The organism is Streptomyces sp. NPDC092369 (assembly GCF_044755245.1).
Lineage (GTDB): Bacteria > Actinomycetota > Actinomycetes > Streptomycetales > Streptomycetaceae > Streptomyces.
The window spans coordinates 1,580,023-1,603,469 of sequence record NZ_JBIVQP010000001.1 but is presented as its reverse complement, the minus strand read 5'-3'; the positions used below and the strand labels follow the sequence as shown (position 1 = coordinate 1,603,469).

Here is a 23,447-nt window from a genome sequence, read left to right as displayed (position 1 = left end):
CCCTCCACGGTAGGCGCCCCGCGCACCTTCGCGGGCCGTGGAACCGTGCCGGAATCTCCAAGAGATCCGGGGCGCCCACCGCCCACCGTGGTGGACATGATCCTTGTGACCGGTGCCACGGGCACCATCGGCAGTGAAGTCGTACGACAGCTCGCGGCGCGCGGCGAGAAGGTGCGCGCCCTGAGCCGGGACCCGGCGGCGGCCCGGGTGCCCTCGGGGGTGGAGACCGCGCCGGGCCATCACCGCGACCGGGCCTCGGTCGAGGCGGCGATGGCCGGAGCGGAGGCCGCGTTCCTGGTGGGCGTGTTCGGACCGGAGGACGCGGAGTACGACCGGGGACTGGTGGCGGCGGCGCGGGAGGTCGGCGTACGGCGGATCGTGAAGCTCTCCGCGATCGGCACCGGCGACCCGCGTCTGACCGGGGGCGAGGCCCACGTGGACGAAGGCGGCCCGCGCGTCGGCGCATTCGGTACCTGGCATCTGCACGGCGAGGAGGCGGTCCGGGCGAGCGGCCTGGAGTGGACGATCCTGCGTCCCTCCAACTTCGCCTCCAACACGTTGAGTTGGACGCAGAACATCCAAGAGGGCACGCCCGCGCTGAACATGATGGGCGACGGGAAACAGGGCGTCGTCGACCCGCGGGACGTGGCCGAGATCGCGGTGGCCGCGCTGCTCGATCCACGGCACTCGGGACGGACGTACACCCTGACCGGTCCCGAAACGCTCTCCGCGCACGAGCAGGCCGCCGTCCTCGGCGAGATCCTCGGCCGCCCGGTGCCGCTCCGCGACCTGTCACCGGAGCAGCGGCGTGAGCAGCTGCTCGCCGCCGGGCTGGGCGAGGCGTACGCGGACGGCCTCGTGATCGCCGCCCGCTTCATCCAGGAGGGCGGGAACGACGTCGTCACCGGGGATGTGCCCCAGGTGCTGGGGCGGGCGGCGCGGACGTACCGGGAGTGGGTGGTGGATCACCGGGAGGCGTTCGGGGTGTCGTGAGCCCTGGGCTGGCGGCGGGCGGTGCCTGCCGGAGGAGCGGCGGGAACGGGGGTCCCGCCGCTCCTCCCCGGCGAGGTGTCGTGCCGGTCAGTCCCGCCGCGGCCGCAGCACGACCGCCGCCAGCACCAGGGCCCCCGTCGCGAGCGCCGCCCCCACGCCGAACGCCAGCCGGTAGCCGGCGGCCGTCGCCGCGACCAGTTCCTCGCCTCGGCCGAGGAGCGTGTCCGTGCGGTCGGCGGCCAGGACCGACAGCACCGCCAGACCGAGCGAACCACCCACCACCTGCGTGGTGTTGAACAGTCCCGACGCGAGGCCCGCGTCCTCCTCCAGGGCACCCGACATGGCGAGCCCGGTCAGCGCGGGCATCGCGGCGGCGAACCCGGCGGCGAGCAGCAGGAGCGCCGGCAGCACGTCGACGGCGTACGAACCGTCGTCGGGGGCGCGGCTCAGCAGCGCCATCCCGGCGACGACGAGGACGAGCCCGGCCAGCAGTACGCGGTACGGGCCGAACCGGCCGATGGTCCGCGCCGACAGCCCCAGCATCAGCACGCCGATCGCGATCGGTGCCGGCAGGAACGCCGTGCCGGTGAGCAACTCACCGAATCCGAGGACGCGTTGGACGTAGAGCGCGCCGATGAACTGGAAACCGAACATCGCCGCGATCATCAGGATCTGGACGGCGTTCGCGCCGCTGAGCAGCCGGGAGCGGAACAGGCGCAGGCGCAGGAGTGGACGGGCCGCGCGGGCCTGGCGGAGTGTGAACGCCAGCAGCAGGGCGAGGGCCAGGGCGCCGAGGAGGAGCGTGGCGGTGAGCGAGCGGTCGCCGGAGCCGACGATCACGAACACCGCCAGCATCAGCGCGCCGGTGACCAGCACGGCACCCGGGTAGTCGGCGCCCTTGCCGAGGCCGGCGCCCTGTTCGGGGGCGAGGACACGCAGGGCCGCGACGAGGGCGACGGCGCCGATGGGGAGGTTGATGAGGAAGATCCAGTGCCAGTTCAGGGCCTGGGTCAGCGCACCGCCGAGGAAGGTGCCGAGCGCCCCGCCCGCAGCGCCGACCGCGCTGAACACCGCGATCGCGCGGGCCTGTTCGCGCGGTTCGGGGAAGAGCGCGACCAGCATGCCGAGCACCACGGCCGCGGTCATCGCGCCGCCGACGCCCTGCACGGCGCGCGCGGCGATCAGCATGCCCTGGCTGGTGGCCACCCCGCACAGCACGGACGCCGCGGTGAACACGGCGAGCCCGGTCGCGAACATCCGCTTGCGCCCCACGAGATCGCCGAGCCGGCCCACGAGCAGGAGAAGGCCGCCGAAGGGGATGAGGTAGGCGTTGACGACCCAGGCGAGTCCCGGCGCCGAGAAGCCGAGGTCGCTCTGGATGGCCGGCATGGCGACCGTGACGATGTTGCCGTCCAGGATCGTCATCAGCGTTCCCGCGCACAGGACGACGAGAGACGCCCAGCGGGAGTACGTTCGGGACGGCACGGCCGGTGCCGTCGACTTGATCGTGGTCGACATGACCTTCGCTCTCCTCGCGGATGGGTAACTGAGTGCACGACTTGTAACTGGGTGCATCGTCAGTGACCATGAGGAGAGGTGTAAGGAGGCAGTTCGATGTCCCAGAGGAACACCGGTGTAACGGTCCAGGCAGTGAACGCGCACGCGTGCCCGGTCCGCGAAGTTCTTGACAGGGTCGCCGGCAAATGGAGCGTCCAGATCCTCGTCGCGGCGGCCCACGGCCCCATCCGTTTCACCGAGTTGGAGCGCGGCATCGAGGGCATCAGCCGCCGCATGCTCACCCTCACCCTGCGCAACCTGGAGCGCGACGGTCTGGTCACCCGCACCGTCCACCCGACGGTCCCGCCCAAGGTCGAGTACGAACTCACCCCGGTGGCACGCGAGTTGCACGAGACTCTCCAACGCCTCACCGACTGGGCGGAACGCAACCGCCACTACGTCGCCGACGCCCGCGCCAAGTACGACACCGAGCACGCGCCGGAGTTGGTGGACGGGTAGGCCGGGTGGGCAGGGTGGGCCGCCGGCGATCGAGCGAGGCGCGGGCGCGGGCGCGGCATACGCTCGTGCCATGAAGAGGATCACCGCCTGGCCGACGGCACCGGCCACGGCCACCGCCCCCGAACTGGCCCTCCGCCCTTGGCGGTTGGAGGACGCCGCCGCGCTGGTCGACCTGTACCGGGACGAGGCCCTGCGTCGCTGGACGACCGCGGCCCTCGACGACGAGGCGGGCGCCGACCGCTGGGTGCGGGAGCAGCAGCGGGGCTGGTCGGAGGGGAACCGCTTCGGGTTCGCCGTGGTGGAAGTCCGTGCGGGCGAGAGCGCGGAAGCGTTCGACGGTCCGCCTCTCGGCCATGTCGTCCTCAAGGACGTCTCCCCGGACTCCCCGTCCGCCGAGGTCGGCTACTGGACGGCCGCCCCCGCACGCGGTCGCGGAGTGGCGCCCCGGGCGCTGAGCGCCCTGACGGACTGGGCCTTCGCCACCTTCGCCGCCGACGGACTGACCCGCCTGGAACTGCTCCACCAGGTCGACAACACCGCCTCCTGCCGGGTCGCCCACAAGTGCGGGTACGACCTCACCGCGCTCCTTCCCGCCGCACCACCGGTCTTCCCGCTCGACGGCCATGTGCACGTGCGGGCGGCCGAGCGGACGGGTCCCTCACACCCGGCGTGGTGACGCCAGCAGATAGCGGGCCCGCGTCCGCGGCTCCGTGTACTCGCCGACCTGCCATCCCGCCCCCTCCAGCGTGCCCGCGCACGCCCGCAGCGCCTCGGGATCCGGCTCGTGGACGGCTACGGCCTCCGGCTGCGGGGTCGCGCGCACCCGGTAGCCGGGCCCGTCCGGGCCCGCCGGACGGTGACCGGCCGCCTCCAGGGCGAGCGCGGCGGCCGGCACCAGATGGCTCCGCTCCCAGCCGCACGGCCGGCCCGTGGACCCGTCCGGATTGGTCATCCGGCGCAGCTCCAACAGGCCCTGCCAGGCGCTGTGCACCTCGCGGACGCGGGCGGGCGAGGCGACCGCGCCCTCCGGCTCACCGCCCACCCGCGCGGCGAACACACCCGTGGCGGCGGGCGCCGCGGGCTCGGTCGGCGACGCAGGCGGCGGCTCGGTCGGCTCCGACTCCCGTATGCGGTGCCCGGCAGGGGTGAGGAAGTGGTCGTGCGGCGGTCTCGGGTGGCGGAAGGCGAGACCGTACTTGACCAGGGTCGCGAGCTGCGTCTGCGTACCCCTCAGGCGCCCGGTGACGGGATCGGCGGCGTCGATGACACGCCGCTGGGCGGCGGTCGGCGGTCGGGTCACGGCGTGCTCCTCCCCAGGGTGTCGACCATGGCCGGACCGTGCTGAGACGGTCCTTTCGAAGCGTACGACCGGGGTCTGACAGTGCGGTCGGCGGCGACTACGACGGGGGCCGGACGTTCCACCCCGAGATCACCGGCCGGCCGTGCTCCGTGCCCAGTCGGCACACCGTGCCGGTCGCCAGCTGGAACAGCGCCCCGGCCGACGGGGCGAGCCCCAGCCGCCGGGCCGTGAGCACCCGTAGGAAGTGACCGTGGGCCACCAGCAGGACGACGCCCTCGGTGTTGGCGTGCGCCGCGTCCACCTTGGCCAGCATCCGGTCGGCGCGTGCTCCGACCTGTTCCGGGGTCTCCCCGGGATGGTCCGGCGGGCCTGCCGCGACCCCGTCCGTGAACAGGAACCAGCCGGGGCGGGTGCGCTGGATCTCGACGGTCGTGATGCCCTCGTAGCCGCCGTAGTCCCATTCGCGCAGGTCCATGTCGACCCGGGCGTCGCTCACGCCGATCAGTTCCGCCGTCTCGCGGGCCCGCTGCATCGGGCTGACGAAGGTGGCGCCGATGCGGTGCGAGCGGATCAGCGGGATCAGCCGCCGGGCCTCCTCCCGCCCGTGCTCGGTCAGGGGCACATCCGTCGAACCCGTGTGCCGGCCGGACCGGGACCACTCGGTCTCCCCGTGCCGGACCAGAAAGAGATCACCCACGTGCGCGCCCTTCCCGCTCGCCTACCGGCACCGTGCCACAGGGTTCCGGGGACCCGCAGGACGGGCTGGGCCGGACGGCCGTCCCGAGGCCCCTGCCCTTCGGGTCTCAGTGCCCCGACAGCCCGGGCAGCCCCTGTACCGACTGGGTGAGCTGGCCGACCGCCACGACCAGCGGGGTCACCGGCTGGACGAACGCGTTCAGGCGGTCCAGGGCGCGCTGGAGGACCGACGGCTGCGGTTCGGGCTCCTCCAGTTCCTCGCGCAGGCGTCGCAGCTCCCTGGTGGTGGCCTCGGGGTCGGCGAGGGCCGCACGGTGCTCTGTCAGCAACTGCTCTACGTAGGCCAGGAGTTGGGCCGTTCGGGCGGACTGTTCCGCGTCCTGCGGCTGGAAGGAGACCGAGCCCGAGAACGCCTGGGCGCGGTGTCCCACGGCCTGGTTGCCCACGTACTGCGTACCGCCGTTGATCACGACACCGTTGTTGACGGGCGGATCGAGTCGCCCGTCGTCGTCGCTTGTCATGAGGAACCCCTGCCTGCTGGTCGGACTACTTGTCGGAACCACCGGCGGCACTGAGGGTGGCCGCGCCGGGCTGCTGCGGGATGTTCTGCGTGGCGGTCGCGCCCGTGCCGATCGCCTGGTTGCCGATGATGCTCGTCCCGCCCTGCTGGATCAGGCCCTGGTTGAGGATGGTCTGCTGCTGGGCGCGGAAGTCGTTGGTGTCGTAGCCGTGCGCGTCGAGGAACTCGCGGATGGCGGCGAAGGTGTGGCGTTGCACCAGGGACGTGATCCGCTCGGCGTCCACGACCTGGAAGTAGTTGTGGTAGTCGGGGCTCAACGCCAGCTCACGGACGCTGAGTCGGGCGCCGTAGTCGTAGACCGGGTCCTGCGCCATGGCCTTGATCTCGTCGGACATGCGCCGGTTGTGGCGGCTCTCGAAGCGGGCGTGGCGCAGGGCCCGGAAGGGTGCGGCGAAGAACGCCGGGGCGGTGCGGAGGAGGGCGGTCGCCAGCAGGCCCCGGCGCCGCTCGGGCGTGAGCGGGTCACGCAGGCGGTCCACGACGTGGTACGCGGCGTTCACCGGACCGAGCACGTGGACGTCGATGTTCAGGTGCAGCGTCCTGCCCAGGGTCGAGAAGTGCAGGAAGACGCTCGGTACGACATCCCCGCCCCACAGCGGTACATGGATCGCCAGGTAGTGGCGGACCGCGCCGGTCGGGCGCAGCATGATCCGCTCGACCGCCTCGGGCGACAGACGGGTCGCCGGGGCGAGCGTCGTGTTCCTGATGAACCGAGCGTCGTCACCGATGGCGGTCCCGCTCGCGAAGACCCGGTCCTCGATCACGAGGGAGCCCAGGCTCTCCCCGCCGGCCGAAGCCACGGCCGGGGTGGCGACCGAGTCCGCCGGTGTCCCGTCGGCGGTGCCGCGCGCGGCCACCGCGTGGAGCTGTTCGCGCACGTGGCCGACGAGTTCGGTGACCGTGAACGGCCGTGGCTCGGCGGTGCGTCGGCCGATCCCGGTGGGGTCCTCGGCGGGCAGCAGCGGTACGGCGAGGGCCGACTTGGCGCTGGTCGCCGAGTAGCCGATGAAGGGGTTGTAGCCGCTGTAGAGGGTGACGTTGCCGTCCCGCGCCTCCTTGACTGCCGCCAGCCGCGCGGCGATCCACTTACGCCGGGGGACAGTCGGGCGGGGCTGTCGGGCGAAGGTCTCGCGGGTCATGGTGGTGCGCAGCAGGCGGTCGACGTCGAGGTCGTGCCGTACGACGGTCGCGTACGCGAATCCCGCGGCGCCGACGGACGCGAGCACGGCGGGCACCCCGGCCAGATAGGAACCGAGCAGCCAGCTCGCGAAGCCGCCCACGGGCAGGGACGAGAAGACGACACCGAGGTAGAAGGCGAAGACCACCACCACCCCGACCGTGATGGCGGCGTTCACCAACGCCCGGCTGCTGGGCTGGCGTTGGCCGCGGGTGGCGAAGCTCTGCTGTACACCGCCTCGTTGGGCGACCGACAGGAACACCATGACGAAGACGAGCCACAGCGGCGCGAGCAGGGCCACCGCCCCGAAGGCCGTCGCCAGCCGCAGATCACGCTGGTGGCGGATCTCCTGGGCCGACAGACAGTGGCGCACCACCGCCAGGAGGTCGACACCGGGGGAGGGGGCCACGGCGGCGGCCTCGTCGGCCAGGACGTCCTCCACCACCCGGTCGGCGAACCCCTCGTCGACGTAGGCCGCGGCGCACAGATAGCGGGTGACGTCACCCGGTGCGCTCCCGACCGGCATGTAGCCCGGCGCGGTCGTCATACCCAGCCCTCCCTTTCTCCTCCGACGGAGCGACGCCTTCGTGGCGTCAACGGACGTGGCGGTACGGGATCTTGGGGAACGGGCGGTGAGGAGGGCGAGCAGGACGCCGACCGCCAGGCCGAAGACGAGGCCCGAGCGCAGCAGGTTCTTCGTCAACTCGCCCGAGAACGCCAGGTCCCAGGAGTCCGGGACGAAGGCGCCGGGCAGGGCGCACTGGAGCAGGGCCACGAACTCCGCGGCCAGCACGCCCGCGAGGAGACAGCGGATCAACCCGGGTCCCCGACGGGCCGACAGCCGCGTGGTGAAGAAGACGATCCCCGCGAGCAGGAGCACGGTGGCGACGTCGTTCACGAGTAGGTAGCCGACGCCACCGAAGTCGTCGGGGGCGTACCCCCAGCTCGGCACGAACACGGCCTGGACGAACCAGCGTCGGGGCCCGTCCTCGACCTGGAGGGCGTAGTACTGCCGGAAGTAGTAGTCGCTGACCGGCCGTTGCACCCACGGGCTGCCCACGACGACGATCAGCAGGAGCAGCGGTGCGAGCCGGTTGCGTAAGTCCGACGGCGTGCGCGCGGCACGCCGAGAAGACATGAACATCTGGGGTTCCCCCATCCCCCGATCCCCGAGATCAGTGGCGGCACTCTATGGCATCCCCCCTCGCCGCGACCGCGAATCGGCGAACAGGCGGCGACTACTGCCGGTATCCGCTGAGGAACCGCCCGATCCTGCCGATGGCCGCCTCCAGGTCGTCCGCGTACGGCAGGGTGAGGATGCGGAAGTGGTCGGGGGTCGGCCAGTTGAAGCCCGTGCCCTGGACCACCTGGATCTTCTCCCGCAGCAGCAGGTCCAGGACGAACTTCTCGTCGTCGTGGATCTTGTGCACCTTGGGGTCGAGCCGCGGGAACGCGTAGAGCGCGCCCTTGGGCCGCACACAGGACACACCGGGGATCTCGTTCAGCTTCTCCCAGGCCACGCTGCGCTGTTCGTTCAACCGGCCGCCCGGCGCGGTCAGTTCGTGGATGGACTGGCGACCGCCGAGCGCGGCCTGGATGGCGTACTGGGCGGGCGCGTTGGCGCACAGCCGCATGGAGGCCAGCATGGTCAGGCCCTCCAGATAGTTCTTCGCGTGCTGCTTGGGGCCGGTGACCACGAGCCAGCCCGAGCGGAAGCCCGCCACGCGGTACGTCTTCGAGAGGCCGCAGAAGGTGAGGACCACCAGGTCGGGGGCGAGCGCCGCGGCCGAGTGGTGCACGGCGTCGTCGTAGAGGATCTGGTCGTAGATCTCGTCGGCGAAGACCATCAGGCCGTGCCTGCGGGCCAGATCGAGGATGCCCTCGATGATCTCCTTCGGGTAGACCGCGCCGGTGGGGTTGTTCGGGTTGATGATGACGACGGCCTTGGTGCGGTCGGTGATCTTCGACGCCATGTCGTCCAGGTCCGGGTACCAGTCGGACTGTTCGTCGCAGAGGTAGTGCACGGCCTTGCCGCCGGCCAGGGTGGTGACGGCGGTCCACAGGGGGAAGTCCGGGGCGGGGATGAGGATTTCGTCGCCGTCCTCGACCAACGCCTGTACGGCCATGGAGACCAGCTCGGACACGCCGTTGCCGAGGAAGACATCGTCCACCCCGACCTCCAGGCCCCGTTCCTGGTAGCGCTGGGCGACGGCGCGGCGGGCGGAGAGGATGCCGCGCGAGTCCGTGTAGCCGTGCGCCTGCGGGAGCATGCGGATCATGTCCTGGAGGATCTCCTCCGGCGCCTCGAAGCCGAACAGGGCGGGATTGCCGGTGTTCAGGCGCAGCACGCTGTGGCCCGCCGCCTCCAACGCGTTGGCCTGCTCGATCACCGGGCCGCGGATCTCGTAGCAGACCTCGCTGAGCTTGTTCGACTGCCGGAACTCCATGCGCGCTCGCCCCTCCGGTTACGTGTGTTGCTTGGTTTTACCAAGTTCGAGCTTGGAAAGTCCAACGACATGTCTAGACTGCGTCGCATGTCACCACGCCGAAGCTACGACCAGTACTGTTCCGCAGCCCGAGCCCTCGACGTCGTGGGCGACCGCTGGACCCTGCTGATCGTCCGGGAACTGCTCGCAGGACCGCGCCGCTACACGGACCTGCACGCCGACCTGCCCGGTGTGAGCACGGACGTACTCGCCTCCCGGCTGAAGGACATGGAACGTGACGGCCTCACCACCCGCCGCCGACTGCCCCCGCCCGGTGCCGCCTACGTCTACGAACTCACCCCGCGCGGACGGGAGTTGCTGCCGGTGCTGCAGGCGCTCGGGGCATGGGGGCAGGGTGAGATGGGCGAGCGGCGCCCCACGGACGCGGTACGCGCCCACTGGCTCGCACTGCCCATGCTGCGCTCCCTGCGGGCGCTGGGCGACGTGGGCGAGGGGCTCGTCGAAGTCCGGCTGGAGGAGGGGGACTTCCACCTGCACGTCGGTGCCGAGGACGGCCCGGTCTACGGCGACGGACCCGCGCCCGGCGAACCCGACGCCCGGCTGGTCCTGGACGCCGGAGCGGGCGCGGCCCTCGGCGCAGGGGAGTTGAGCGTGGCCGACGCGGTGCGGGGCGGGCGCATCGAGGTGACCGGGGACGGCACGTTGGCGAAGGCGCTGCGGGACCTGTGAACGGAGCGGGGGCGCTGCGGAGGGCAGAGCCTGCGAGCATGCAAGAGGCCCGCCGTACCCCAGGTTCGGCGGGCCTCCTGACGTACCGTCAGGCGCCCGGTGGCACCCGGGACGGACGTCCCGAACCGCGCGTCAGCGCGTACCCGCCGACGCCGGCCAGCGCGGCCAGCACACCGCCCAGCGCGGTCCACACCCAGCGGTCGGACCACCAGCCGGAGGACCAGCCGTCATCGGGCTCGATGCTGGACAGCACGGCGGACGTCGACGCATCCTTGTCGTCGTCCTGGGAGCCGGACGTCACCGCGATGCCCGGCACCAGTGGCTTCGCCAGCGAGCCGTCCACCGCGGCCGAACCGCCGACGTCCTTGGAGTCGACCCGCACCTCGGTGGTCACGGGCAGACCCAGGTCGGCCGTGGCGAGGTTCACCGCGGTCAGCCGGAGGTAGTACGTGCCCGGCAGCGGGTCGTTCGCCCAGGTCTCCGACCAGGCGCGGACGGTCCGCAGGGTGCAGGACAGGTCGACCGTGGTCGCGCCCTGGGCCGCGGTGCGGGTCTGCGCCCCGTACTGGCAGGCCTGGCGGCGGCGCAGTCCGTCGTACACGTCGAGCTGCCAGGTCTGGGCGGTGTGTGCGTCCGGCAGCTTCACCGTCGCCTTGACGGTGGGGCGTTGGCCCGCGTCCGCCGGGAACGACCAGTACAGGTAGTCGCCGGTTGAGGCGCCGGCGGTGGCCTGCTGCCCCTGCTCGAACTCGGCCGCCGTGCGGAACGACGTGCCCGCCGAGGTCGGTGCCGAGCTGTCGTCCGACGCGCTCGGCGACGGGGTGGAGTCGGCAGCGGCCGGCCAGGCGGCAAGGCCCAGCGTCAGCAGGGCCGCGCCCAACACTCGTGTGATGCGCATCAGTTGGTCCTCCAGACCGCGAGCCGCCAGCGGGACAGCCAGCCCCAGAGCACACCGGCCAGGAAGCCGACCAGCACAAGCAGCCCGAGCAGCCACCAGCCGCGTCCGAGGCCGAAGGAGGCCACGTCGCTCGCCTTCGAGGGCGCGTCGACCACGTCGACCGTCAGCTCCACCGGCATACCGGGCGTGGTCTTCACCCCGGCCGCCGCCGAGTAGGAGTTGGTCACCTGGATGCACACGGCCTCGGCCGGCGCGTCCTCGTCGTCGCTCTCCGCCTTCGGATAGCGCAGCCCCGTCGAGATCACGTCCGTGCGGCCGGTGCCAGAAGCCTCGCCGCGCACGATCTCCCGGCCGTGCGTCGTCACCGCGCGCAGCAGTACGCCGTAGTCCGGGTTCATCGCCCGGTCCGCCGACACGCTCACCGAAGTGCGCAGCTCCTGACCGGGGTTGACGTCCACGCGGTACCAGCGCTGCTGGCCGAACTCCTCGCGGTCCGTGTAGAGACCGGACTTGAGCGTCGGCGCCTTCGCGCAGGAGTCGGCGCCCTCGGTGGCCACCGGTGTGACCACCGGATCGGCCGCCCTGTCCACCAACTGGTTGACCTTGTCGGTGAGTTCGTCGGTGTGCTCGACCGAGGTGTACGTCCCGCCGGTCGCCTCGGCGATGCAACTGAGCTGCTTGCGCAGCTTGGTGCTCGGCACCAGGCCGAGGGTGTCGATGGTCATGCCGATGCCCTTGGCCGCGATCTCGCGGGCCACTTCGCACGGGTCGAGTGGGGCGCAGGTGTCCTCGCCGTCACTGATCAGCACGATCCGCTTGGAGCCCGCGTCCTCGCCGAGGTCGTCGGCCGCCTTGAGGAGGGCGGGGCCGATCGGCGTCCAGCCCGTCGGCGAGAGGGTGGCCACCGCGGTCTTCGCCTCGGTGCGGTCCAGCGGGCCGACCGGGTAGAGCTGCGCGGTGTCCTTGCAGCCCGTCTTCTGGTCGTCGCCCGGGTAGTTGGCGCCGAGGGTGCGGATGCCGAGCTGCACCTCCTCGGGCGTCGCGTCGAGCACCTCGTTGAACGCCTGCTTCGCCGCCGCCATCCGGGTCCCGCCGTCGATGTCCCGGGCCCGCATGGACCCGCTGACGTCGAGGACGAGATCGACTTTCGCGACGCTCTCGCCCGTGGGTTCGCCGGCGGCTGCCGCGGCCGGGAACGCGAGCCCGGCCGCCATGGCGGCGAGCAGGGCGCACACTCCTGCCGCCAGCCGTTGAGTTCTGATCATCGGCGGATCCTATTGATCAAAGGTGCCGTGCTCCAAAACGGCGGTCAGTGAAGGGGGTTGGGCAGCGCCGTCCACTGGTCCCCGGGAGTGCCCGGCGACAGCCGCATCAGCGTCAACGCCTTCGCGGGCAGCGGCTCTTGGAGCAGCGCGGCCACGTCGGGGGTGCGCGGCAGATCCCGTACGGCGCTCTCCAGCGCGGTCCGCAGTGCCGGTGCGGAACCCGCGGTGGCCGCGAGCGCGCCGGCCACCAGGGAGCCGAACAGCTTGCGGCGCAGAGACGTTTCGTCGTCGGTGACGACCCGGCCGGTCAGTCCCGGGTCCGGAATGCCGTGCCGGGCCAGCCGAACGGGGCTGACCCGGATGTCGGCGAGATCGCGGTAGACCAGGCGCAGGGGGGCACCCGAGTCCGACAGGACGACCAGGAGGTTCTGACCGTGTGCCTCAAGGGCCACGCCCTGTTCCAGGAGGCGCAGGCCGACCGTGAGGGTGAGGCGGGTGAACTCGGCGAGCCAGGCGGGGGAGTCGGGCAGCTCGGTGGTGGCGAGCGCGGCCACGGGCACGATCCGCTCGCCGCGTTCGGTGGCCGCGTACGTCTGCGGCGACTCCCGCAGCACGGCCGCGAGGTCGGGGGAGTCCGCGGTGGCCGCGCCCAGCGTGCGGGTGACGTGCAGCAGCCCGTGCGAGCGCGCCGCCAGCGACTCCGCGAACGCCGACAGGGTCGCCGACATGCCGATCGAGTAGACGGAGATGTCCCGCACCGAGGAGGTCAGCCGGGCGCTCAGCGCGGTCTTGACGTGCGGGCCGCCCGGTACGGCGAGCGTGCGCAGCGACATCAACGGGTGGGCGCGCGGCCCCTCTTGGCAGGTCCGCTTGAGCACGTGGTGCGCCTGCCAGGGGTGCACCGGCAGCGACAGCCGCTCCCCGTCCCGCATCTCGGCCGGCCAGACGCCCGTCACCAGGCACTCCGACGCCGGCAGGGACGCCATGCCCAGCTCGACGACCGGCCGGTGCTCGGGACCGTAGGCGAGCTGCTCGGCCACCGAGAAGCCGGGCCGGGAACGGCAGTTGGGGTGGTACGGATGCCCGTCCACCACCCGCTGCTCCCACTCCCAGTCGCTCGTCGGCCACTCCTTGGCGAGCTCCCCCTGGTCGGCCCGTGACAGCGCCAACGAGGCCACGCTGTGCGCCAGTTCGGCCGCGAAGCCGGTGCCGTGGGGCACACCGAGGTCGGTCATCAACCGCGCCGGATCGTCGTAGGCGCTCTCGTCCAGTCGTACGACGGTGACGTACGCGGACGTGGCGTACGGGTCGGCGACCGGACCGTGCAGCCGCCGGCCGTCGCGCAGGCGCAGGGTGACCCCCTCGCGGTTCGGTACGCGGCCGGTGATCCACGGCAGCGGCTCATGGGCCAGCGCCCGCCACAGCCGGGTCAGCACGGCCGCCCGGGCGCCCGGCAACTCGGCCGCGTACCGTGACAGGAGGTCGGGACGTACCACAGCCAGCTCGTCGGCGACCACGGCCTCCGTGGGGTGGGGACGGTGCACGGGCGGGCTCCTCGGGTACGAGTAGGGCGTCACGAACGGGGAGTGACGGCATACATACTGATCATCTTCGCCTGTACGGACCTCTGGGCACGAATGGATCGAGTGGATCGCGTGGTTCTCATCCCCCCGCCTTCCGGTGACGACGCCGCGGCCGGCGCCGATGTCCCGGCCCGCGCCGACGCGTACGCCGCCGCACCGCTCCTGAACTGCCTGCTGCGCGAGGTGGCCGAACCGCTCACCGAGCGCGACGGGCGCCACGAGTACCGCCTGCCCGGCGTGAATCGTCTCCTACGCGTGCGTGGCGCACGACGACCGGCCGAGCCCGAGGTGTACGCGGCCGGCCGCTGGCACCGCGTCGGCCACACCGAGCTGGTCAAACTCGTCGCCGAGGAGCTGCGCCGCACCACGGGTCTGTCCAACCACGAGCTGCCCGCCGAGATGACCGACAGCCGGGACGCGGTCGCCGCGCTGCTCACCGCCCGCGCCGCAGCGACGGCGCCCGAGGACCCGTACCGACGCTCCGAGCAGTCCCTGATCACCGGCCACCCCTACCACCCGGCGCCCAAGGCGCGCGGCGGCGGCCCGGTGGCGGGCTGGCTGCCGTACGCCCCCGAGGCGTACGCCGACTTCCCGCTGACGCTGCTCGGGGTGCGCGCGGACACGGTCGTCGAGGAGGGCGACACCTCGGCGCTCGACACCCTCGGCGAGGCCCCGCCCGGCTACCGTCTGCTTCCGGCCCATCCCTGGCAGCTCGACCTGCTCGGCGCCGACCTCGCGCCCGCCTTCGCGGACGGCCGGCTGGTCCGCCTCGGCACGACCGCCTTCGACACCTGGCCGACGGCCGCGATCCGCACGGTGTACGCCCCCGAGCGCGACCTGTTCCTGAAGTTCAGCCTCGATGTGCGCATCACCAACGACATCCGCCGGCTGTGGCGCCACGACCTGCTGAAACTGCGCCGTACGGACACGGCGGTGACCTCGGCGTTCGCCGCGATGAGCACGGGCGATCCGGTGGCTTCGGCGTCCGCCGCGACGGATTCGGGCGTCGCGGTGGCTTCGGCGTCCGCCGTGACGGACACCCCGGCGGCCTGGCTGAGCGACCGCGGCTACCGCACCGCCGACTTCGCCTTCGAGGAACTCGCCGTCCTCGTGCGTGACGGGCTGCACGGCCATCTGCCGCCCAGGACGACACCGCTGCTCGCGGCGGGCCTGGTGGAGGGCTTCGCGGGCAGTCCGATGGCCACCCTGTCGGATCCGGCGGCCTGGTGGGAGGCGTACCTGCGGGCGGTCGTCCCGCCGTGCCTGACGGCCTTCGCCGAGTACGGCGTCGTACTGGAGGCGCACCTTCAGAACACGCTCGTCGCGGTGGACGCCGACGGCATTCCGGTGCAGGCGCTCTTCCGGGACGCGGAAGGCGTGAAGCTGCTGTCGGACGTGACGCGGGAGGCCGGCTGGGAGCGACTGGTGTACTGCCTGGTCGTCAACAACCTCATCGAGGTCGCCGGCGCCCTGGCGGAACCGCGTCCCGGCTTCGACCCGTGGCCCGCCGTGCGCCGCGAGTTCGCCCGCCACGACCTCCCCGAGGCCGCCGCCCTGCTCACCGCGCCCCAACTGCCCGGCAAGACCAACCTGTTGCTCCGCTGGACGGGCGCGGACGGCGCCGACGCGCGCTATCTGCCGCTGCCCAACCCGCTGCGCACGGTCGGGAGTTGAGGTCCGCGTCCACCGTACCGCGCACACCCGTCGGCTGCTCGGCTCGCCGCTCCGCCTCGCGGACAGGACGGCCGCCGACCGACCGCCGCCACGCCGACGATCACCCTCGGTTACCATAATTACTTCAGCCGGACGCCGGACGAGGGGGTGACCCGAGAACATGCTGCGAGAGGTCACCGCGACCCACTACGTCGCCCCCCTGACGTCCGGCGGTTCCGTCCCCGGCATCGTCGAGGCCGACGACCTGGGCACCTACGTCGTGAAGTTCACCGGCTCCGCGCAGGGCCGCAAGGCGCTGGTCGCCGAGGTGATCGTCGGGGAGCTGGCACGTGCCCTGGGGCTGCGCTTCCCCGAACTCGTCCTGGTCCACTTCGACCCGGCGATCGCCGACGACGAGCCGCATCATGAGGTGCGCGACCTGCACGCGGCGAGCGCGGGCGTCAACCTCGGCATGGACTACCTGCCGGGCGCGAAGGACTTCACCCCGGACATCGCCGAGCACTTCCGTGTCGAGTCCCTGGAGGCCGGCCGGATCGTCTGGCTGGACGCCCTGACCGTCAACGTCGACCGTACGGTCCACAGCTCCAACCTGATGATCTGGCCGACGCTGGGCACCGTACCGGCCCGCCTCTGGCTGATCGACCACGGCGCCGCCCTCGTCTTCCACCACCGCTGGGACACCTCCGACCCCGCCAAGGCCTACGACTTCCGCCACCACGCCCTGGGCCACTACGCCCCCGACGTGCGCGCCGCCGACGCCGAACTGGCGCCCAAGGTCACCGAGGACCTGCTCCGCGCGGTCGTGGCCGAGGTCCCGGACGCCTGGCTGACGGAGTTCGGCACGCCCGACGAGATGCGTGAGGCATACGTCGGCTACCTCCACGCGCGCGTGCAGGCGTCCGCCGCGTGGCTGCCCACCGACTTCCCCACCCGGGAGGAACTCGCCGCCGAGCAGGCCCTGCGCGCGGCGCGGACGGAGCGAGGCCGGCCCAAGTGGCTGAAGCGGGTCCCCGACCTGCACGGCAGGCCGGCCGTGGAACACGATGGGACGGTGCACCTCGAATGAGCGGCCGGGTCGAGATCGAGTACTGCACGCAGTGCCGCTGGCTGCCCCGCGCCGCGTGGCTGGCCCAGGAACTCCTGACCACCTTCGAGACGGAACTGTCCGAACTGGCCCTCAAACCGGGCAAGGGCGGGGTCTTCATCGTCCGCGTCGACGACGAGGTGGTCTGGGACCGCCGCGACCAGGGCTTCCCCGAACCGACGGCGGTCAAGCAGGTCGTACGCGACCGAGTGGCCCCGGGAAGGTCCCTGGGCCACTCGGACAAGCCTGCCTCCTGAACTGCTCCCCGGCGGCCGGCCGTTCAGCCGCCCCCGCTCCGTGACGGTCAGCCCTTCAACTGCTCGTACGCCGGCAGCGTCAGGAAGTCCGCGTAGTCCGCGTCCAGGGACACCTGGAGCAGCAGGTCGTGCGCCTGCTGCCAGTGGCCGGCCGCGAAGGCCTCCTCGCCGATCTCCGCGCGGATGTCGGAGAGTTCCTCGGCGGCGACCTTGCGCGCCAGCTCCGGAGTGGCGAGTTCGCCGTTCTCGAACTCGACGCCCGCGTTGATCCACTGCCAGATCTGCGAGCGCGAGATCTCCGCGGTGGCCGCGTCCTCCATGAGGTTGAAGATGGCGACCGCGCCGAGACCGCGCAGCCAGGCCTCGATGTAACGGATGCCGACCTGCACGGCGTTGACGAGACCTGGGTACGTCGGCTTCGCCTTGAGCGAGTCGATCGCGATCAGGTCGGCGGCCTCGACGTGGACGTCCTCGCGCAGCCGGTCCTTCTGGTTCGGCCTCTCGCCCAGGACCCGGTCGAAGGACTCCATGGCGATCGGAACCAGGTCGGGGTGGGCGACCCAGGAGCCGTCGAAACCGTCGTTGGCCTCGCGGTCCTTGTCGGCGCGAACCTTCTCGAAGGCGACCTTGTTGACCTCGGCGTCCCGACGGGAGGGGATGAAGGCCGCCATGCCGCCGATCGCGTGCGCGCCGCGCTTGTGGCAGGTGCGCACGAGGAGTTCGGTGTACGCCCGCATGAACGGGGCCGTCATCGTCACCGCGTTGCGGTCCGGCAGGACGAACTTGGTGCCGCCGTCACGGAAGTTCTTCACGATGGAGAACAGGTAGTCCCAGCGGCCCGCGTTCAACCCCGAGGCGTGGTCGCGGAGTTCGTAGAGGATCTCCTCCATCTCGTACGCCGCCGTGATCGTCTCGATCAGGACGGTCGCGCGGACGCTGCCCTGCGGGACGCCGACGTAGTCCTGCGCGAAGACGAACACGTCGTTCCACAGGCGCGCTTCGAGGTGCGACTCGGTCTTGGGGAGATAGAAGTACGGACCCTTGCCGAGGTCGAGCAGGCGCTGGGCGTTGTGGAAGAAGTACAGGCCGAAGTCGACGAAGGCGCCCGGGACTTGCTCGCCGTCCACCTGGAGGTGGCGCTCGTTCAGGTGCCAGCCGCGCGGGCGCATGACGACGGTGGCGAGCTCGGCCTCGTCCTTGAGCGCGTACGACTTACCCGAGCCCGCGTCCGTGAAGTCGATGTTCCGCGTGTACGCGTCGATCAGGTTGACCTGACCGAGGATCACGTTCTCCCAGGTCGGCGCGGAGGCGTCCTCGAAGTCCGCGAGCCAGACCCTGGCGCCCGAGTTGAGGGCGTTGATGGTCATCTTCCGGTCGGTGGGGCCGGTGATCTCGACCCGGCGGTCGTTCAGGGCCGCGGGGGAGGGGGCCACCCGCCAGGAGTCGTCGGCGCGGATCGCGGCCGTCTCCGGCAGGAAGTCGAGCGTGGAGGTGCGGGCGATCTCGGCGCGGCGCTCCGCACGGCGGGCGAGGAGTTCCGCGCGGCGCGGTGAGAACCGCCGGTGCAGCTCGGCCACGAAGGCGAGGGCCGCGTCGGTCAGGACCTCCTCCTGCCGGGGCAGGGGCTCGGCGTCGACGATGGCCAGCGGGGACGGCGCTGGTGCGGACATGAGCTGTCACTTCCTTCTCAACGTGTTTCTGAGCAGTGGATACTAGTTTCCTCATTGTGGAACTTCAATGGTTTGTTGATATCGAGATTCTTCGGATCGAGGGAACGTGGCGCTCAGTGCCACCGTGATCACTCAAGGTGGGCCGCTCACTCAGGGTGAGCCGTTCGGTCAAGGTGGACCAGGTCGGCCTCGGTGTCGATGTCGTACGGCTCGGCCACATCCCCGCACTCGACGAGCGTGATCGCCTCCTCGTGCGCCCTGAGGTAGGCGCGCGCACCGCGGTCCCCGGTCGCGCTCGCTGCGACACCGGCCCAGTGGGCCGCGCCGAACAGCACGGGGTGGCCGCGCACACCGTCGTAGGCCGCCGAGACCAGCGACGTAGGGCCGTGGTGGGCCGCCAGCACACGGGCGACCGCCGCCGGGCCGATCCCGGGCTGGTCGACGAGCGACACCAGCGCGGCCGAAGCACCAGTTCCGGCCAGCGAGTCGAGTCCCGCCCGCAGCGAGCCGCCCATGCCCTCGGCCCAGTCCGGGTTGTCCACCAGGACACAGCCCGCCAGATCGGCACGCGCGCGTACGTCCGCCGCCCGCGCGCCGAGGACCACGTGCACGCGTGCGCAACCGCCGGCACGCAGCACGCCGACCGCGTGTTCGACGAGCGGCCGGCCCCCGTGTTCGAGCAGCGCCTTGGGCCGCCCGCCGAGCCGCCGGCCGCCGCCCGCGGCGAGCAGAAGTCCGATCACGTCGTCTTCCTTCTCCGTCATGCGTCCTGCATACCTGAGGCCGGGGCCGACCCCCTACCTGACGCCCGCGCGAGTGCCCGGTTTCCAACGGTTGAATTTCGGTCCGCGCAGTGGCGCGCCCCGCATCGGTTGGCGTTTACTGACCCGCGTCTCCCGGCGCCCGACCAACGCCACGGGTGAACTCGGTGGGATCACGACGTTCAGGCGCACGACGGCGTGCGCGGGGGGAGAGCTGTGTTGCGGAGCTTGGGGCAGAGACCAGTGACCGGCAGCGGTGAGGACCCTAGAGTGGCGGGACTGCGGACCGCGGTGTCCCGGCTGCGCCGCCAACTCGCGGCGCATCCGGCGGAGTTCCCCGACCGCGGCATCGCCGAGGACGAACTCGCCGCCCTCGCCGCGATGACGATCGACGGCACCCCCGAGGTGCCGCGGCTGCGCCGTTCCCTCTTACTCATCGCGGGGTCGATCGGGTCGGTCAGCGCGCTGGCGCGGGGACTGTCGGACGTACGGGACGCGGTGGAGCTGTTCGGCGAGCCGCCGCGCGGGCGGGGCTGAGGCCCGTATCCGGGGTCCCTGTACGCGTGCGCCCATCACCGTGATCGCTCCACCGTCATCGTGCGCGGAGCCGGTCCAGGGCCGACTGGCTCTCCGCGTCCGCCGCGCGGTGGATGACGAGCAGTTGGTCGGGGTCCTGCAGCGGCTTGAGGGTTTCGAACTGCACGGTGATCACACCGACTTCGGGGTGCCGCATCACCTTTCGTCCGCGGCCGTTGACCTTCACGTCTCCCTTTGCCCACCATCGCGCGAAGTCCTCGTCTCCCGCGCTGAATCGAGCGATGAGTCCGGTCAGCGCCCGGTCGTCCGGATGCGCGGCCCACGCGGCGCGCAGATGGGCGATCCCCTCCCGCACCACGCGTTCGCGGTCGAGGTAGAGCTCACGCACCTGCGGGTGCATCAGGCACAGCCACATCGAATTGCGCTGCGCCGGCGGCAGGGTGGCGAAATCCACCAGCAGTCCCGCCATTTCGCCGTTCCAGGCCAGGATGTCGTAGCGGTGGTTCAGGAGCATGGCCGGCAGCGGTGACAGGTCGGCCACCAGGTGGGCCAGCGGCTGCGCCGCGGCGGTGGCGAGCTTGTCGGCATCGCGGGGGCGCCGCACGGTCAGGTCGAAGAGGTAGGCGCGCTCGTCGGGAGCCAGGCGCAGCGCGCGGGCCAGCGCCTCGACCACGTCCGCGGAGGGCCGCAGTCCGCGCGCCTGTTCCAGCCGGACGACGTAGTCGACGCTCACCCCGGCCAGTTCGGCGACCTCCTCGCGGCGCAGCCCCGGGGTCCGCCGGGACTGCCGACGCGCCGGCAGTCCGAAATCGCGCGGATCCAGGCGTTCCCGCCGGGTCCGCAGGAACGCGGCCAGCTCCTGGTTCCTGTCCACCGTGGAGATCGTCATGACCGGTCCAACAGCCGGGGTAGGACGGCTCTTCCCAGGATGGTCCTTCCCTTACCCCCGCCTCGCGGCGGTCACAGACTCGCTGTCGACAACGGATCACAAGCAGGAGGACACGATGTCGCTCACTCTCGACAGCCACCGGCTACTGGGCCGCTCCGGGCTGCGGGTCTCACCGCTCGCGCTGGGCACGGCGACCTTCGGCACCGAGTCCGGCTGGGGCGCCGACAAGGACGAGGCACGCCGGCTGTTCGACACCTACGTCGAGCGCGGCGGCAACTTCATCGACACCGCCAACACCTACACCGACGGCAGCTCCGAGCGTCAGCTGGGCGAATTCACCCGCGGCAACCGCGAGAGCCTGGTGCTGGCGACGAAGTACACGACGCTGCGCCGACCCGGCGACCCGAATTCCGCGGGAAGCCACCGCAAGAGCATGTTCGCCTCGGTGGAAGCAAGTCTCCGGCGGCTGAACACGGACTACCTCGATCTGCTCCACCTGCACGTGTGGGACTTCACCACGCCGGTCGAGGAGATCCTGCGCGGCATGGACGACCTGGTCCGCCAGGGCAAGATTCTGTACGTGGCGATCTCCAACACGCCGGCCTGGGAGATCGCGCGCATGCAGGCGATCGCCGACCTGCGTGGCTGGTCGCCGCTGGTCGGGCTGCAGATCGAGTACAACCTCGTCAACCGGGCCGCGGAACGCGATCTCATCCCCATGGCACGGGCGATGGGGCTGGGCGTGACCCCGTACTCACCGCTGGCGGGCGGCGTGCTCACCGGCAAGTACAGCCGCGCCGACCTGACCGCGACGACGGCCGCGCCCGGGGAGAGCACCCGCAAGAGCTTCAACGCCGGCCTGGGCATGGTCACCGAACGCAACCTCGCGATCGCCGACGTGGTCACGGAGGTCGCCACGGAGCTGGGCCGCACACCCGCGCAGGTCGGGCTCGCCTGGGCCCTGCGGCAGCCGGGCGTGACGGCACCGATCATCGGCGCCCGCACCGTCGAGCAACTGGAGGGAAACCTGGGCGCGTTGGAGGTCGAGTTCACCGCCGCCCAGTCGGCCCGCCTTGACGAGGCGAGCGCGATCGAACTCGGCTACCCGCACGACCTGCTCGCCAGTGCTCACATCCGCAAGGTGACGAGGGGCGACCTGAAGATCGAAGCCAGGGCCTAGGGGCTGCCGTCTGGATCAGCCCGGCGTCGCGGCCCTGGCACGCACATCTGCCGCGTTGCCCCTAGGGCCGCCTCGGATACGGGAAGGGGCCCCGGTAGCCCCGGTCCCCGATCCTGTGCTCGAACTCCTCGCAGAGCCAGGTCTCCTGGACGAACTCGGTGCGCTCGGGCCAGATCGCGAAGATGCCGTGCGGACCCTTCTTCCCGTCGACCAGGCGGTAGCGGTCCTTGACGTCGCGGAAGCAGGCGAGTCCGCCCATCAGGCTGTGGCTGCCGGCGGAGTAGTCGGACCAGGCGCACGAGATGCACGCCTTGAGCCGTGCCGCTCGCGGCAGTTGACGCTGAACCTCGGACAGGGCCTCCTCCAGGTCGTCCTGGCCGGCCACGTTGAAGTAGTCGTACCCGTCGAGGTGCAGCCTGGTGGTCAACGTCTCGGAGTCCAGGCCTTTCCTGGGGTCGGCGGAGGGCGACCCCATCCGCAGCGCGCAGTGCAGCACCGCAGGGCGTACACCGCTGCCCTTGACCTCGACCGGTACCGGCACCTCCCACTCCAGGAGGCAGGAGCACAGGCCCCCGTCGAAGAAGGAGAAGGCCCGCTCGGGCGGCTCGCCGCTCAGCGCGCCCAGGTCGTCCATCGTGTCGCCCTCGAAGCGGACGCCCCGGATCGTCGTCCGGATCACGTCCCGGCCGTCCGTCTCGAAGACGACGTCCTCCGAGCCGTGCCGGTCGGTGTACCGGCCCGGCCAGTACACCGGTTCGGTCATCCCTGGGCCTGGCTGGCCAGCGCCTGGGACAGCTCCCCGGCCACCTGCTGGAGCACCGGCACGATCTTGTCCGTCGCCGCCTCGGTGACCCGTCCTGCCGGCCCTGAGATCGAAATGGCCGCGGCGGTGGGGGAGTTGGGCACGGAGACCGCGAGGCAGCGGACGCCGACCTCCTGCTCGTTGTCGTCGACCGCGTAACCGAGGCCGCGCACCTCCGCGAGGGCGGCCAGGAAACCGTCCGGCGTGGTGATCGTCTTCTCCGTCGCGGCCGGCATGCCGGTACGGGAGAGCAGGGCGCGCACCTCGTCGTCGGGGACCTCGGCGAGCAGGGCCTTGCCGACGCCCGTGGAGTGCGGCAGGACGCGCCGGCCGACCTCGGTGAACATCCGCATCGAGTGCTTGGACGGCACCTGGGCGACGTAGACGATCTCGTCGCCGTCCAGCAGCGCCATGTTCGCCGTCTCGCCGGTCTCCTCGACCAGGCGGGCCAGATACGGGCGGGCCCAGGTGCCGAGCAGGCGCGAGGCGGACTCGCCGAGGCGGATCAGGCGCGGGCCGAGCGCGTACCGGCGGTTGGCCTGCTGGCGGACGTAACCGCAGGCCACCAGGGTGCGCATGAGACGGTGGATGGTGGGCAGCGGCAGCCCGCTGCTCGCGGAGAGCTCGCTCAGTCCGACCTCACCGCCCGCGTCGGCCATCCGTTCCAGCAGATCGAAGGCGCGCTCGAGTGACTGGACCCCACCGGTCGTGGACTTGGCGGAGTCGGTGGTGCTGGCGCTGGACGTCGGCACGGCGCGTTCCTTTCGGGACTGGCAGGAAGGGCTGAAGCCTACCCGTCGGTCGGTTGACTCCCTGGTGGTGCGTAGCTACGTTCTGCTTGCCGGAATTCTAATTCCGCTTTGTGGAAACGTCCAGAGTGTGAGCCCAGGCATCCTTGTCGACAAGTGT

Annotated in this window: 23 protein-coding genes; 9 read left to right on the top strand and 14 right to left on the bottom strand. The window is 71.6% G+C overall.

The window, feature by feature from the left end; translation table 11 throughout:
* Positions 1 to 96 precede the first annotated feature (96 nt).
* Positions 97 to 993 (top strand): NAD(P)H-binding protein, encoded by an 897-nt coding sequence (locus ACIQI8_RS07075; protein ID WP_402345711.1) that lies wholly within the window; start codon positions 97 to 99, stop codon positions 991 to 993.
* Between the two features lie 87 nt (positions 994 to 1,080).
* On the opposite strand, the gene ACIQI8_RS07070 is transcribed toward ACIQI8_RS07075, so the two are convergent.
* Entirely contained in the window at positions 1,081 to 2,511 is a 1,431-nt protein-coding gene (locus tag ACIQI8_RS07070) for an MFS transporter (protein ID WP_402345709.1), read from the bottom strand.
* A 96-nt stretch (positions 2,512 to 2,607) separates the two neighbouring features.
* On the opposite strand from ACIQI8_RS07070, the gene ACIQI8_RS07065 reads away from it, so the two are divergent.
* Entirely contained in the window at positions 2,608 to 3,009 is a 402-nt protein-coding gene (locus tag ACIQI8_RS07065; protein WP_402345707.1) for a winged helix-turn-helix transcriptional regulator, read from the top strand.
* 70 nt (positions 3,010 to 3,079) lie between these two features.
* Positions 3,080 to 3,685 carry a GNAT family N-acetyltransferase gene (locus ACIQI8_RS07060; protein WP_402345705.1) on the top strand — a complete coding sequence of 202 codons (606 nt, stop codon included), beginning with the start codon at positions 3,080 to 3,082 and terminating at the stop codon, positions 3,683 to 3,685.
* Here ACIQI8_RS07060 and ACIQI8_RS07055 read toward each other — a convergent pair.
* The 5 genes from ACIQI8_RS07055 to ACIQI8_RS07035 form a co-directional block, all read right to left on the bottom strand.
* The gene (locus ACIQI8_RS07055; protein ID WP_402345704.1) at positions 3,668 to 4,309 is read right to left on the bottom strand and encodes a hypothetical protein; all 642 of its coding nucleotides are present in this window, start codon (positions 4,307 to 4,309) and stop codon (positions 3,668 to 3,670) included. The genes ACIQI8_RS07060 and ACIQI8_RS07055 overlap by 18 nt on opposite strands.
* A gap of 97 nt (positions 4,310 to 4,406) precedes the next feature.
* Entirely contained in the window at positions 4,407 to 5,006 is a 600-nt protein-coding gene (locus ACIQI8_RS07050; RefSeq protein ID WP_402345702.1) for a histidine phosphatase family protein, read from the bottom strand.
* Positions 5,007 to 5,112: 106 nt separating this feature from the next.
* A complete protein-coding gene (locus ACIQI8_RS07045) occupies positions 5,113 to 5,526 on the bottom strand; it encodes a hypothetical protein (protein ID WP_402345700.1) in 414 nt (137 codons plus the stop codon).
* 25 nt (positions 5,527 to 5,551) lie between these two features.
* Positions 5,552 to 7,900, bottom strand: a complete 2,349-nt coding sequence (locus ACIQI8_RS07040) for a hypothetical protein (RefSeq protein WP_402345698.1) — start codon at positions 7,898 to 7,900, stop codon at positions 5,552 to 5,554.
* A gap of 100 nt (positions 7,901 to 8,000) precedes the next feature.
* On the bottom strand, positions 8,001 to 9,209 hold the full coding sequence (locus ACIQI8_RS07035; RefSeq protein WP_402345696.1) for a pyridoxal phosphate-dependent aminotransferase: 1,209 nt from the start codon (positions 9,207 to 9,209) through the stop codon (positions 8,001 to 8,003).
* 87 nt (positions 9,210 to 9,296) lie between these two features.
* Between ACIQI8_RS07035 and ACIQI8_RS07030 the strand changes: the two genes are divergently transcribed.
* Positions 9,297 to 9,938, top strand: a complete 642-nt coding sequence (locus ACIQI8_RS07030) for a winged helix-turn-helix transcriptional regulator (protein ID WP_402345693.1) — start codon at positions 9,297 to 9,299, stop codon at positions 9,936 to 9,938.
* A gap of 88 nt (positions 9,939 to 10,026) precedes the next feature.
* On the opposite strand, the gene ACIQI8_RS07025 is transcribed toward ACIQI8_RS07030, so the two are convergent.
* Genes ACIQI8_RS07025 through ACIQI8_RS07015 form a run of 3 tightly spaced genes read right to left on the bottom strand, consistent with a single transcriptional unit; the run spans position 10,027 to position 13,645 of the window.
* The gene (locus ACIQI8_RS07025; RefSeq protein WP_402345691.1) at positions 10,027 to 10,836 is read right to left on the bottom strand and encodes a hypothetical protein; all 810 of its coding nucleotides are present in this window, start codon (positions 10,834 to 10,836) and stop codon (positions 10,027 to 10,029) included.
* Entirely contained in the window at positions 10,836 to 12,101 is a 1,266-nt protein-coding gene (locus ACIQI8_RS07020; protein WP_401718165.1) for a VWA domain-containing protein, read from the bottom strand. The genes ACIQI8_RS07025 and ACIQI8_RS07020 overlap by 1 nt, the downstream gene beginning before the upstream one ends.
* A gap of 44 nt (positions 12,102 to 12,145) precedes the next feature.
* Positions 12,146 to 13,645 (bottom strand): IucA/IucC family protein, encoded by a 1,500-nt coding sequence (locus tag ACIQI8_RS07015; RefSeq protein ID WP_402345689.1) that lies wholly within the window; start codon positions 13,643 to 13,645, stop codon positions 12,146 to 12,148.
* Positions 13,646 to 13,738: 93 nt separating this feature from the next.
* On the opposite strand from ACIQI8_RS07015, the gene ACIQI8_RS07010 reads away from it, so the two are divergent.
* The 3 genes from ACIQI8_RS07010 to ACIQI8_RS07000 all read left to right on the top strand — a co-directional run bounded on the left by ACIQI8_RS07010 (position 13,739) and on the right by ACIQI8_RS07000 (position 16,699).
* A complete protein-coding gene (locus ACIQI8_RS07010; protein WP_402345687.1) occupies positions 13,739 to 15,358 on the top strand; it encodes an IucA/IucC family protein in 1,620 nt (539 codons plus the stop codon).
* Between the two features lie 160 nt (positions 15,359 to 15,518).
* A complete protein-coding gene (locus ACIQI8_RS07005; RefSeq protein WP_402345685.1) occupies positions 15,519 to 16,424 on the top strand; it encodes a HipA family kinase in 906 nt (301 codons plus the stop codon).
* On the top strand, positions 16,421 to 16,699 hold the full coding sequence (locus ACIQI8_RS07000) for a SelT/SelW/SelH family protein (protein ID WP_124001663.1): 279 nt from the start codon (positions 16,421 to 16,423) through the stop codon (positions 16,697 to 16,699). Before ACIQI8_RS07005 ends, ACIQI8_RS07000 begins: the two co-directional genes overlap by 4 nt.
* 47 nt (positions 16,700 to 16,746) lie before the next feature.
* Here ACIQI8_RS07000 and aceB read toward each other — a convergent pair whose 3' ends face one another.
* Together aceB and ACIQI8_RS06990 are read right to left on the bottom strand one after the other, a co-directional pair.
* Positions 16,747 to 18,369, bottom strand: a complete 1,623-nt coding sequence (aceB, locus tag ACIQI8_RS06995) for a malate synthase A (RefSeq protein WP_402345683.1) — start codon at positions 18,367 to 18,369, stop codon at positions 16,747 to 16,749.
* Positions 18,370 to 18,515: 146 nt separating this feature from the next.
* Positions 18,516 to 19,133 (bottom strand): NTP transferase domain-containing protein, encoded by a 618-nt coding sequence (locus ACIQI8_RS06990; RefSeq protein ID WP_402345681.1) that lies wholly within the window; start codon positions 19,131 to 19,133, stop codon positions 18,516 to 18,518.
* A gap of 240 nt (positions 19,134 to 19,373) precedes the next feature.
* Between ACIQI8_RS06990 and ACIQI8_RS06985 the strand changes: the two genes are divergently transcribed.
* Positions 19,374 to 19,667 carry a DUF5955 family protein gene (locus ACIQI8_RS06985; protein WP_402345679.1) on the top strand — a complete coding sequence of 98 codons (294 nt, stop codon included), beginning with the start codon at positions 19,374 to 19,376 and terminating at the stop codon, positions 19,665 to 19,667.
* A 55-nt stretch (positions 19,668 to 19,722) separates the two neighbouring features.
* Here the strand turns inward: ACIQI8_RS06985 and ACIQI8_RS06980 are convergent, their stop codons facing one another.
* The gene (locus ACIQI8_RS06980; RefSeq protein ID WP_402345677.1) at positions 19,723 to 20,556 is read right to left on the bottom strand and encodes a helix-turn-helix transcriptional regulator; all 834 of its coding nucleotides are present in this window, start codon (positions 20,554 to 20,556) and stop codon (positions 19,723 to 19,725) included.
* A gap of 115 nt (positions 20,557 to 20,671) precedes the next feature.
* Between ACIQI8_RS06980 and ACIQI8_RS06975 the strand changes: the two genes are divergently transcribed.
* Positions 20,672 to 21,736 (top strand): aldo/keto reductase, encoded by a 1,065-nt coding sequence (locus ACIQI8_RS06975; RefSeq protein WP_402345675.1) that lies wholly within the window; start codon positions 20,672 to 20,674, stop codon positions 21,734 to 21,736.
* Positions 21,737 to 21,797: 61 nt separating this feature from the next.
* On the opposite strand, the gene ACIQI8_RS06970 is transcribed toward ACIQI8_RS06975, so the two are convergent.
* On the bottom strand, positions 21,798 to 22,499 hold the full coding sequence (locus tag ACIQI8_RS06970) for a DUF6304 family protein (protein ID WP_402345673.1): 702 nt from the start codon (positions 22,497 to 22,499) through the stop codon (positions 21,798 to 21,800).
* Positions 22,496 to 23,290, bottom strand: coding sequence for an IclR family transcriptional regulator (locus tag ACIQI8_RS06965; RefSeq protein ID WP_402345671.1), 795 nt, complete (start codon positions 23,288 to 23,290; stop codon positions 22,496 to 22,498). Before ACIQI8_RS06965 ends, ACIQI8_RS06970 begins: the two co-directional genes overlap by 4 nt.
* Between the last annotated feature and the right edge of the window lie 157 nt (positions 23,291 to 23,447).